This window comes from Nostoc sp. (assembly GCF_036917095.1).
Taxonomy (GTDB): domain Bacteria; phylum Cyanobacteriota; class Cyanobacteriia; order Cyanobacteriales; family Nostocaceae; genus Nostoc.
Genome location: NZ_JBALFH010000020.1, coordinates 143224 through 155921, shown reverse-complemented (window position 1 = coordinate 155921; position 12698 = coordinate 143224). Strand labels below are relative to the sequence as shown.

Below are 12698 nucleotides of genomic sequence, written 5' to 3'. Positions count from 1 at the left end.
TATTAAGGTGCGTTAGCTTACGGCATGACACACCCTACTCATTTTCTCAGGGTCTTTCCCCAATAACCAATGCCCTAATTTAAAAAGGCGGTAATTCTTTAAGAATTGTGAACCGAATATGATTAATCGCCAAATCACCGATGGGGATATCTTCTTTGCTTAACCGTTCACCTTGACTTGTCACGGTTTCAAAGGTGATACCTTTGCCAATTTCAATGTGATACCAGCATAAGCCCATAAAAAAGCGCGTCGGATAAGGGCCACCTTCACTCACATCATCAGGATTTGATTCCATTGGCAACCAGCCAAAATTTGGGACGTAGAATTCTAGCCAAACATGATTAAAGTCTGGTTGTAGCGGTACTCCTACTAAGTCACTATGGGGAGGACATTTGTACCTACCTACGGTGCGGCAGGGGATTCCATTTAAACGGGATAGGGCAAGTAAAACGCCGACATATTCGCCACAGGAACCAACGCCCCGTTCTAAAACTGTATCTGGCGTGTCAATGTAAGGTTTAATACCATAAGACAACTCATCATAAACGTAGTTGCGGATGCTGTGCATTTTCCGCAGTACATTGGTTTCAGAACCAATCGCTTCTCTGGCGGCACGGCGAACAATGGTAGTATCCATTGCTAAATCGTCGTCATCCACTAGGTAGCGTGTTTCTAATTCTGGGGAAAGTTCGGGTATATTTTCCACATCTCTGGGTGTGATGCGATACTTAATCCCGCGAACTTCCAAAAGTGCTTTCCAGCCAAATATATGTCGTTCACCTGGGGCAAGAGAATCAAATTTAAAGACAGCTACACGTTGCCCCTGTACCACTTCTTCAGTAAAGGGTATACCAATGGGTTCAACGTGTTTTACCTTTTGACGCTCAGTTTCCGATGGTAAGGCGATGCGCCATTCGACATCGGGTAAATAAACCTCGTCTAAGGGTGCAATTTCCTCAGCATAAGACATTTCAATGAGATAGCCGTTAGAGAGGGCGTAACGCTTATCTGGATCGTAATGATAATACAGAGGGTGAATAAAAGTGCGATCGCGGAACGTTAGCTCATGACTCGGATCGGCATTTGGGTTGTCCCGAATATAAGCCTCCTCTGAGGCATAAGCGACGTAAATACTTTCTTCGCCTGTTTCGGCATTTTTACGTATTGCTATGCCTGTGGGACATTCAAAGGGTGTCAGAACGCTGAATTGCAGTTCTCCTGTGGCCCTATCCATCGCGTAAACTGATTGTTCGGTGCGATCGCAAATCCACAGCATTTCTTGGGTGACTGCTAAATTCTCTATCCCAACGCCTGGGGCATAAAACCTAGTAATCTCTTTTCGCGTTTCGCGGTCATAAATCAGAATGTAGCCCAACCTTTGGCAACTGACATAAACTGTTGTTTCCCAAACAGCAACGCCGTCAGCAGGATAAGGCAATGTTACAAAATGTTCCAGACCCAAAGCATTGAGATTGCACAAGTAAACACTATTTTCTCGGCTCACCCACAGGGTATCTTCCCACGCAGCTAGACCAGTGACATCAGTAAATTCTTTAACTTGATGCGGATTAATAATTTTGCTGTTGTCAGAAGTAGGATCGATTTCTAGTAGATGCCCTTTAAGACTGTCAATGGCAATCAATCTGTCTTTAATGAAAGTAATGCCACACAGGGTAGCAGCAGTAAGCGGTCGAATTGTCTTTTGCCCAAACATCTGGCTAACGGTCAAAGTGGGGAGTGCAAAACTCATATTAATTAATCATATTTCTTGAATGGTTTAGCACGCTTAAGCAATTCAAAATTCAAAATTTAGCTTGACAAGTTGGCTAGATTGGGAAATCCTACTGGCACATTAGTTCGCTTGAGCGGGGAAATACACAAGCGACTGACTCAACTTTGGGCAAAATTTCAAATGTTCGCGTAGCGTCTCGTAGAGGAGAAATGCAATCGTGCCATGCATTCTGGCTATTGACGAGATATAAATTAAAGCAATGACAGCCTAAAATTAATTGTGGCATATGCTCTGTAACTAAGCTTTAAACCTCTATAACTCATAATTATCGGTACAATGTGTTCGGAAAAACTCTTTCGTGAGAAATAACACTACCTCAAAAAAGTATAAATTTACAAATGTTAAGAATTACAGATAGAAGGACTGCAACTGGGCGATCGCCTTAATGTAACTTTAAAAGATGGAATTCCTGCCATCACTAAATTATGATCGAATTTTGTAACCATTTGCTGTGACGTACACGATGTCTGCTAATTCTCTGCCTGAAGGTGCCGCCGTTTGGCATAGTTTAGAAGTTGATAAAGCGCTAGACCTGCTCGATAGTAATGCAGACAGCGGCTTAACACCCCAAGAAATTCAACAGAGATTACAAAAGTACGGCCCCAACGAACTTGAAGAAACTGCTGGCCGTAGTGCTTGGGAAATTTTGCTAGATCAGTTCAAGAACATTATGTTGTTGATGCTGATTGGCGTGGCTTTGATTTCTGGGTTTTTAGACCTAATGGCTTTACGGGCGGGCAGTTTGAAGCCCGGTGAAGTGCCATTTAAAGATACAATCGCTATCTTAGCAATTGTTATCCTCAATGGCATACTTGGCTACGTCCAAGAAAGCCGTGCCGAAAAAGCCTTGGCAGCCCTGAAAAAAATGACCTCTCCCTTAGTGCGCGTCATCCGCGACGCCAGACTGGTGGAGATAGCAGCCAAGGAACTAGTTCCAGGAGATGTAATGCTGCTGGAAGCTGGGATGCAGATAGCCGCAGATGGACGCTTGATAGAACAGTCTAATTTACAAGTGCGTGAGTCAGCACTGACTGGTGAAGCCGAAGCGGTGAATAAACAGGCATCACTAAAATTGGCCGAAGAAACATCATTAGGCGATCGCCTCAATGTCGTGTTTCAAGGAACTGAAGTAGTTCAAGGACGAGGCAAGGTTCTGGTGACTAACACCGGAATGACTACAGAACTAGGCAAAATTGCCACCATGTTGCAGGCGGTGGAAAGCGAGCCGACGCCGTTACAGCAACGGATGACTCAACTAGGTAATGTCCTAGTTACGGGTTCTTTGATTCTGGTGGCGATCGTCGTTGTCGGCGGTGTAATCAAGGACGGAGGTTTTAAAAACATCCAAGAACTCTTGGAAGTTTCCTTGAGTATGGCGGTTGCTGTGGTGCCAGAAGGGTTACCAGCCGTAATCACCGTCACCTTGGCACTGGGAACTCAGCGAATGGTGCGCCAGAACGCCTTAATTCGCAAGCTGCCAGCTGTAGAAACATTGGGTTCTGTAACCACCATCTGTTCTGATAAAACCGGCACCCTGACTCAAAATAAAATGGTGGTGCAATCTTTTTCCACCAATAACAAAACTTTTCGCGTCACCGGCGAAGGTTATACTCCCACAGGGGACTTCCAGTTAGATAGTCAAAAAATTTCCCTAGAGCAGTCCCCAGAAATCTCAGCGTTGTCAGTCGCCTGTGCTATTTGCAATGATTCGGTATTGCAAAAAGAACAAGGTGAATGGGCAATTTTGGGAGATCCTACAGAAGGGGCATTGTTAACACTGGCGGGAAAAGCGGGAATCGAAAAAGACCAGTGGAACAGTAAATTACCTCGCGTTGCAGAGTTTCCCTTTTCCTCGGAACGCAAGCGGATGAGCGTGATTTCGCAGGTGGAGGGAGTCGCCACAGGTGACGCGTCTTCCAGAGGCGTTGACCCAGCGATCGCTAATTTCCTCCAATCTGAACCTTACCTAATGTTTACCAAAGGTTCTCCAGAATTAACCTTGGCACGCTCCACTCAGATTCATTTGGGCGATCGTTCAGCCCCCTTAACTGAAGCACAACGCCAGAAAATTTTGGCAGAAAATGACCTGATGGCGAGTAAAGGTTTGCGGGTGCTAGGTTTTGCCTACAAACCCCTAGCAGAAATTCCACCGGAAGGTTCAGACGAAGCATCCGAGCAAGGCTTGGTGTGGCTGGGATTGGTGGGTATGCTAGATGCGCCACGCCCAGAGGTAAGGGCAGCTGTGCAAGAGTGCCGGGATGCAGGCATTCGCCCAGTGATGATTACTGGCGACCACCAGTTAACAGCACGAGCGATCGCTACCGATTTAGGAATTGCCCAAGAAGGCGATCGCGTCCTCACAGGTCAAGAATTGCAACGGATGAGCGACCAGGAATTAGAGCAAAACGTTGACCTGGTGAGCATCTATGCCAGGGTTTCCCCAGAACACAAACTGCGAATTGTCCAAGCACTGCAACGCCGGGGTAGATTTGTGGCGATGACAGGCGATGGTGTCAACGATGCCCCAGCCCTCAAACAAGCCGACATCGGTATCGCAATGGGCATTACTGGCACCGATGTCAGTAAAGAAGCCAGTGACATGGTATTACTTGATGACAACTTTGCCACCATTGTCAGCGCCACCAAGGAAGGTCGAGTTGTTTACACGAATATTCGCCGCTTTATTAAATACATCCTGGGCAGTAACATTGGCGAAGTTCTGACAATTGCAGCTGCACCCCTAATTGGTTTAGGAGGCGTTCCCCTTACTCCCCTACAAATTTTGTGGATGAACTTGGTAACAGACGGTTTACCAGCTTTGGCATTAGCTGTGGAACCTCCAGAACCAGATGTGATGCAACGTCCGCCTTTTAGTCCCCGCGAAAGTATTTTCGCTAGGGGATTAGGTTCTTACATGATTCGCATTGGGATCATTTTTGCCATTATCAGCATTGCCTTGATGTGGTGGGCTTATCAACATACCCATGCAGCTGGGTATCAAGGAGATCCCGATACTTGGAAAACAATGGTATTTACTACCTTGTGTATTGCCCAAATGGGTCATGCGATCGCCATTCGCTCTAACAACCGACTGACTATAGAGATGAATCCCTTCTCTAATATATTTGTACTAGCGGCTGTTGTCGTCACCACGATTTTGCAGTTGATGCTAGTTTACGTTCCACCCCTGCGAGATTTCTTTGGTACTCACTACCTGAATCTGCAAGAGTTGGGGGTTTGTATTGGCTTCAGTGCTTTAATGTTTGTGTGGATTGAAGCGGAGAAGATATTTCTGCGAATTGTGGGTAAGAAAGCCGTCTGAAAAGGAAATTTTAGATTTTAGATTTTAGATTTATCTTCAATCCAAAATCTAAAATTTAAAATCCAAAATTGAACTTATGTACCTCAAAACTCTAAACCTCCGACAATTTCGCAATTATCAAGACCAGAACGTTGAGTTTAATGCTGCCAAAACAATTTTGGTAGGTAATAACGCTCAAGGAAAGTCGAATTTGTTGGAGGCGGTGGAGTTGTTGGCGACATTGCGATCGCACCGAATGACCCGCGATCGCGATTTAGTTCAAGAAGGGGAAGCCATAGCCCAAATTAATGCCACCCTTGAGCGGCAAACAGGCGTTAGCGACCTTACCTTAACCTTGCGCCGCAATGGTCGCCGTAGCGTTGCTCTCAATGGTGAATCTATCCGCCGTCAAATGGATTTTCTTGGCGTTCTGAATGCAGTCCAATTTTCCAGCCTAGATTTAGAATTAGTCCGCGGCGGCCCGGAAGGTCGTCGCAACTGGTTAGATACACTCTTAATTCAACTCGAACCAGTTTATGCTCACATTTTGCAGCAGTATAACCATGTGTTACGTCAGCGCAATGCTTTTTTAAAAAAAACTCAAGATGCACCCACTAATCAGCAACGCCAGTCGCCTCAACTGGTTGAAAATACACCCGGTGCAGATTCCTCAGAACTAGCGGTGTGGGATGCACAGTTAGCTACCACAGGAACCAGGGTAATTAGACGACGCGATCGCGCCATACAAAGATTAGCTCCTATTGCTACCGCTTGGCACGCCAGTATTAGCGGCAGTACAGAAGTTCTGCAAATCAACTACGTGCCTAATATTCCTTTAGAAGATAACCATCCAGAAGAAGTGCAGCAAGCTTTTTTAGCAAAAATTCAGCAGCGAGCTATTGCTGAAATGCACCAAGGCACTACTCTTGTCGGCCCGCATCGAGACGAAATAGAATTAACTATTAACCAGACACCCGCTCGTCAATACGGTTCTCAAGGTCAACAACGAACTCTGGTTCTAGCCTTAAAATTAGCAGAATTACAATTAATTGAAGAAGTCGTCAAAGAGCCACCGCTACTATTGCTTGATGATGTTCTTGCCGAACTAGATTTATCGCGCCAAAATCAATTGCTTGATGCCATTCAAGACCGCTTTCAGACCTTAATTACTACTACTCACTTGGGTTCTTTTGATTCCCAATGGTTGAAGTCCTCCCAAATTCTTTTTGTGAAAGCAGGGGAAATAATCCCAAATTTATAAGAATTGCGGTTGAAATTCTGCTGTTTGTTGTCGAGATGGCAAACTGCTAAGAAATTTTAATTTACAGTTGATACTCTATTTTTACACATCCTGTTAATTTTTTAATGCTGTTAAAAATTAACCTTAAATCCGATTACAGGTTTAAGAAAGGTACATCATAGCCCCCTGGGTTGGGGGTGGGGTTCTTGTACCTCACTCAACTGAGAACCGCTATATAGTTGGGCTTCAGTACTAATATAAATAATTCCTGTTTGGAAGGCTTAACCACTATTATTTAGCTGGTCGGTTGCTGATTTCAAAATTTTTTGGTTCATTGTATTATCTAACACCTATGTGATAACTCTGCCGAGAAAAAAATCTGACGCTTATCTTGAGATTCACACATAATCAAAAATTCAGCGATCGCATCCTCATTTTTTCATTTAAATTGCCTCTTTGCAAAAAAAATGTAAAAACCAGGGTTTAAGATTATTCTTTGCCAAAAGTAAAAAAAAAGGGATAATACAAACTGTTTGTCGCACCGTCACTCAGTAAATATTTGTGGAAAAATCCTTAACATCTTCGTCTGGAACTAATCCAGAGGCTTCGTCCGGTGTGAATGCACACTCAAGAATTTACATACCATCTCTTGATGGCATAAGAACTGTTGCTTTCGTAATTGTTTTTTTATCCCATGCAGGACTTGCGAAGGTTTTTCCCGGAAGTTTCGGCGTAACAGTATTTTTCTTTCTCAGCGGTTACTTAATTACAACTCTTCTCAGACAAGAGTACGATCGCTATGAGACTATTGATTTTAAGCTCTTCTATCTAAGACGAATCCTGCGTATTTGGCCGTCATTTTATCTAGTCTTGGGGATAGGAGCCGTCTTAACTGTCTTAGAATTACTTCCGGGAAAAATTATCCTATCAGCCTTCTTGGCTCAGTTTCTGCACTATACCAATTACTATGGAATTTTTATTGGCGAGGGAATAACTGCCGGTAGTTGGGTATATTGGTCTCTCGCTGTCGAAGAGCACTTTTATTTACTTTTTCCACTGTTTTATGTAGCTCTACGTAAACTGCGTGTGAGTTCGCGCAGACAAATGCTAATCTTTTGGGGATTATGTTTAGCTGTCTTACTTTGGCGGTGTGTTTTAGTTTATGGTTTTGGAGTACCTGAACTACGTATATTTTGTGCAACAGATACCCGGCTAGATAGTATTCTCTTTGGTTGTGCATTGGCAGTAAATGGTAATCCAATGCTGGATAAACAAGATTACTCTAACAAACTCTGGAAGTATTTCTTGTTGCCTATAGGAATAATCGTGATTATTTTCACATGCGTATCTCGCTCACCTGAGTTTCGAGGAACTATTCGTTATACCATACAAGGAATTGCCTTATACCCAATTTTTGTTACCGCTATTCGCTTTCCCACTTGGGGATTATTCGCAGCGCTAAATTTCAAGTGGATGCGCTTTCTCGGTATACTTTCTTATTCACTATACCTTGTCCATTATACTGTGTTATTCGGTGTTTGGAAGTATTTTCCCCAATTGCATAAAGTACCCCAAGCAGGAATTGCTCTATTAATTTCTTTTGGATTAGCCTATCTGATTTACCTGTTTATAGAGTTTCCATTGAGACAGGTACGCAAAAAGTTTTCACGAGCATAAAAGACAGCCTTTTTTAATTTCCTAGAGATGGTCTGAATTACAAGGGTTATTAGCAAAAAAATCAGGTGATTAAAAATTTATGTCTCAACCTAAAATTTTAATCACCTCCTATTGACCGAATTTTAGATTTTAGCTTGAAAATCTAAAATCTAAAAAGGTTTCAAAGCAAGCAAATTTATCCGTCTCAGTTTTCCCCCTGCTCCCTTGCCTCTTTTGACCGCGCTGCCTCTCCAAAATCCCAAATCGTCTGACTATGGACGTTTTTCTAACCTTTTAAAAACTTTGAGAACCAAAAAAGTCAGCAGAGCACCGATTAATCCTAACTGCCACAAACCACAGCCAGCAGCAATTCCCAAAGCTGCCGAAACCCAAATAGCCGCTGCTGAGGTAAGTCCGTGAATTTCAGGTTGGTGTGATTCTTCAGAAGATTGACGCACAATTTCTCCAGCACCGAGAAATCCTACACCAGCTGCAATCCCCTGAATCACGCGGCTGAGTGCATCATGACTGGACTGTGACCCACCTGTTTGGATAATTATGAGAGCAAACACAGCTGAACCTAAACTCACGAGCATATGAGTTCTTAAACCCGCTGGTTTGTGCTTAATTTGGCGTTCTAAGCCGATAATTGCTCCAATAAGCAGTGCAATGCATAGCCTGAGGCTGATATTTAGCCAATCATTAGTTGCAAGATAGTAAGTGTTTGGCAATGCTTCGTCTGGTATAGATAATTTTTTATAATACAGCACGTAGCAAATTAAGCTACCATCTCAATTACCCAGACAAGTAGCTCTGAGCAACTGGTTAAAGGTAGGCATTCCACTATAGGATATTAGGTTAATTAGTAATATTTTTACAAAAATAGTGCAAAAATATTTTAATCTTTTATTGATGGAGTCAAATTCGACGGGTGTAATTTAATAGCTTACATCATATTTAGATTCTATCAATTCTGGAATATTTTTTAGGTGCAAATTAATATATTCCATTGTTAGGATTATTTCCCAATAAAATATTATGTTTGCCAATAATAAATTAAGGTTTGCATTGCTAAATTATGACAACGATCGCGCTCTAAGCAAACTACATGAATTTTCACTTAATTAAATAGTTTTTTAACTATCTAAAAATGACTAAACTATAAAATTATACATCAAACTGCTAGATTTAACCCATACACTCAATAATTAGATACAGCCATCTACTACTCAATCGAACAACTAAACCCCTCGGTTTCAGGCAAGAGAGGCTAAATGAAGGAAAATATTTGATTTACAAAGGAGTCGAATTACAGCAATAGATCGTGTAACTAGCAATTAACTTACTAATAAGGTCAGCAAATTAAACGTAAATGCTGGAAACTCCTCTTTTAGTAGGGAGTTAGTGGATTTACGGCTGATAACGTACCAAGAGGAAATGGCTGTGGATACAAATAGACAACTGATAACTAACAAATTGAGTGGACAAACTCTACTGGCTAGACCAAATTAAACTAGAAGACCGCGCCAAAGTAGGTGACAAAGCGTTTTACTTGAGCAGAATCATGCAGCGTGGCTATCCAGTGGTGCCTGGTTTTGTCGTTTCGGCAGAAATTTTGCGACAATTTCTCGAAAATCTCAATAGTTCAGAGTCATTAGTGGCTGACTTACCCCATTCTTCGTTACACCTGAATGTAGCTAATTGGCGTCAACTTCAGCAGGTAGCTGGTCGCTTACGCCAAGAAATACTGACTGCGACTGTGCCACAGCAGTGGGTGAGTAAAATTTTCCAAGCAGCTAGAGAATGGCAAACTGGCTGTTTGATTCTTCGACCTACTTTGGCAGTATCAGCTGCTACCCCAAGTATGAAGAATATATCTGGTTTGCTGGAGTCGGTGTTTTGCGAGTGCGAACCCGAAGCGATCGCTTTTGCCCTCAAGCGTACCTGGAGCCAGATATTTCGTGCCAGAAGTCTACTATATTGGCAACAAGCAGGAATTAACCTGCAACAAATTAGTTTAGCAGTTTTGGTTCAACCGGTTGAAAATGCGATCGCCAGTGGTTTGCTCAGAGCCAACTCCTCAGGGTGGGAAATTGAAGCTACTTGGGGATTAGGAATTGCGATCGCTCTTGGCGAAGTCCAGCCAGATGTTTACTATATTCAACAGGAAACTGGCATTGTGCTGAAGCGACAGCTCGGCAATAAAATGCTGGCTTATGGTGTTGATGATGCAGCACCGGAAGCTCTTTCGCAACCAGTGCCGAAGTCAGCGCTAACACCAGATCCTACTTGTCTGAGTACCTACCTAATTCAAGAAGCCCAACAAAAACAGTACGCTTTACAAGAAGACTATTTACAACAAATAATTGCTCTGGGAACTCAACTGGTGAGCGAACTAGGTCAAATCTTTACGATTAAATGGACTATCGCCGCGCAAACTATTTCTGGCAAGCTCTACATCACGCAAGTTAGTTCTCCTCATGTAATTTCCCACGGACACCCGATCAGGGGACTAGGGGCAGCAGGAGGACGTGTTGTTGCGAATGCCCTAGTAATTAAAAATCCCCAACACAAACCCGAACAACTAGCCAAGGGAGTGATTTTAGTAATACCAGCGATCGCACCTGATTGGTTACCATTACTGCACCAACTTGCTGGTATTATTACTGAACAAGGTGGATTAACCAGCCACGCTGCAATTCTTGCCAGAGAATTAGGGATCGCAGCAGTAGTGAACGCAAAATCTGCTACAAGCTTAATCCAAACTGGCGAACGGCTACTGCTCGATGGCGACAGAGGAGAAGTTTATCGGATTAAAGGAGAAGGCGAAAGTGGGAAAACGGCAGAAATGGAAAAGGGGAAAGTGGCAGAAAATCCTCTGTCTCTCCATTTGCCTATCTCCTCATCCCGCTCTCCTGCTCTTACTGCCGATCTACCTATGATTGCTACCCAACTGCTGGTTAACTTAAGTCAGTCCAGTTTAATAGAACAAGTGCAAAGCTTCCCTGTGGATGGAGTGGGATTGTTGCGCTCAGAATTGATGGTACTAAAAATGTTGTCCGGGCAACATCCCAATAGTTGGATTTTAAGCGGGCGTCAGGCAGAATTGTTAGAGCAATGGTCTGAGGAGATTATGCAGTTTGCCCGTGCCTTTGCACCAAGACCAGTTTTTTATCGCTCTTTAGATTGGGCGCAAGATTTAACATCATTGAGTGATAATTTACAATCTTCACCACAATCGATGTTGGGCGAACGTGGTACATTCAGCTATTTACAAAATCCCGCAGTCTTTGAGTTGGAACTGCAAGCTTTAGCGCGTGTACAGCAAGCTGGCTATAGCAATGTCAATCTACTGTTGCCTTTTGTGCGAACTGTGGAAGAATTCGTCTTTTGCCGTCGCAAAGTTGAGCAAGCTCATTTAACTGAGGTGTCGCAGTTTCAATTGTGGATGATGGCAGAAGTGCCAAGCGTCCTGTTTTTGCTGCCAGAATATGTCAAAGCAGGTGCAGCTGGAATTTCTATTGGTACAAATGATTTGACCCAATTATTGCTCGGAGTGGATCGAGAGCAAGGACAGCTAGCAAAAGTATTTAATGAGCGTCATCCGGCAGTTATGAGTGCGATCGCTCAACTGATCCAAATGGCTAAAAGTGCTGGCATACCTTGTTCAATCTGCGGTCAAGCACCAGCCCTCTATCCAGAAATCATCGATAAGTTAGTGGAATGGGGCATAACTTCCATTTCCGTTGAACCGGAAGCAGTCGAGCGAACATATCAAGCGATCGCTCGTGCCGAACAACGCCTAATTTTGGAAGCTGCACGACGTGAATTAAAAGAGGGAAAAAGTAATTTTATTTAATGTAGCCAGTTTCGCGCAAAAACTTCCGTAAATCGGCGAAATATTTGGTGCGGTCGCTTTTTTTATAAGCTTGCTGCACTCGCCCCCAGCCATCCTGTCCTTGACCCAGCAGATATTTATCTGCCAGATAAGCTGCCAAAAAGCCCTTGCCATCATCGCCTTGTTGCCGTGCCTGAGTATAACTTTGCCATAGCTCTGAGGCATGATTGAAGATTAATTTGGGATAGCTACGAGTCACATCAACCATTTTCCCTTGGCGATAATGCCAAATTTGCAGAGGGTAGGCAGAAGCAGCATAAGCTGTAAAAGCATAGGCAAAGCGATCGTCTCGGCTATCAAACTCTGGCAGTCCATCTTTGTCTAAATCTCTGAGTTGATAGCCACCATTGCCCCATTCATGACGAATCTTAAGATACTTTTGGGATTTGCTGTCGTAGCGATAAATTAATGAATAAGTACAACAATGCGCTCCACCTGTAAAGAAATCGGCAATTATTTCTGGTTCTTTGTTACCGTCCAAGTCTCGCACTGGTAAGTTATTTTCTTGTCCAGATATATTCCCCACAGGTCTGTCATATTCATTTTCTTGCGGCAGTTCTCGATCCAAAACAGTTTTACCCGCTCGGATAATTTTCAACCGGACATTTTTATACTGATATTCCTCTGGCTTCTCATAAGATATTTCTGCCCGGACATTACCCGATTGCCCAGTTATTGTTTCTGCTGTTGCAGTCTGGGTAAATACAGCCGCAGCACTCAAAACAGCTAAACCGATTAAAGATTGACTGATAAAGGAGCGAATAGTAATCATCGATGGTGTTGTATATAGCAGATTCAACTTTATACAACA

General features: G+C 43.2%; 7 protein-coding genes. 4 read left to right on the top strand and 3 right to left on the bottom strand.

The features are described 5' to 3' along the window. Positions 1-79: 79 nt before the first annotated feature. Positions 80-1750, bottom strand: a complete 1671-nt coding sequence (locus V7L01_RS08705; protein ID WP_335033769.1) for a transglutaminase family protein — start codon at positions 1748-1750, stop codon at positions 80-82. Between the two features lie 505 nt (positions 1751-2255). Here V7L01_RS08705 and V7L01_RS08700 point away from each other — a divergent pair. From V7L01_RS08700 to V7L01_RS08690, 3 genes are all read left to right on the top strand, one after another. After that, on the top strand, positions 2256-5114 hold the full coding sequence (locus V7L01_RS08700; RefSeq protein WP_335033767.1) for a cation-translocating P-type ATPase: 2859 nt from the start codon (positions 2256-2258) through the stop codon (positions 5112-5114). Positions 5115-5190: 76 nt separating this feature from the next. Then, positions 5191-6354 carry a DNA replication/repair protein RecF gene (gene recF / locus V7L01_RS08695; protein WP_335033765.1) on the top strand — a complete coding sequence of 388 codons (1164 nt, stop codon included), beginning with the start codon at positions 5191-5193 and terminating at the stop codon, positions 6352-6354. A 540-nt stretch (positions 6355-6894) separates the two neighbouring features. Next, positions 6895-8010, top strand: a complete 1116-nt coding sequence (locus V7L01_RS08690; protein WP_335033764.1) for an acyltransferase family protein — start codon at positions 6895-6897, stop codon at positions 8008-8010. 251 nt (positions 8011-8261) lie between these two features. Here the strand turns inward: V7L01_RS08690 and V7L01_RS08685 are convergent, their stop codons facing one another. After that, a complete protein-coding gene (locus tag V7L01_RS08685; RefSeq protein WP_335033762.1) occupies positions 8262-8720 on the bottom strand; it encodes an MgtC/SapB family protein in 459 nt (152 codons plus the stop codon). A gap of 749 nt (positions 8721-9469) precedes the next feature. Between V7L01_RS08685 and V7L01_RS08680 the strand changes: the two genes are divergently transcribed. Then, positions 9470-11848, top strand: a complete 2379-nt coding sequence (locus V7L01_RS08680; protein WP_335033760.1) for a putative PEP-binding protein — start codon at positions 9470-9472, stop codon at positions 11846-11848. Here V7L01_RS08680 and V7L01_RS08675 read toward each other — a convergent pair. After that, entirely contained in the window at positions 11841-12659 is an 819-nt protein-coding gene (locus V7L01_RS08675) for a hypothetical protein (RefSeq protein WP_335033758.1), read from the bottom strand. The genes V7L01_RS08680 and V7L01_RS08675 overlap by 8 nt on opposite strands. Between the last annotated feature and the right edge of the window lie 39 nt (positions 12660-12698).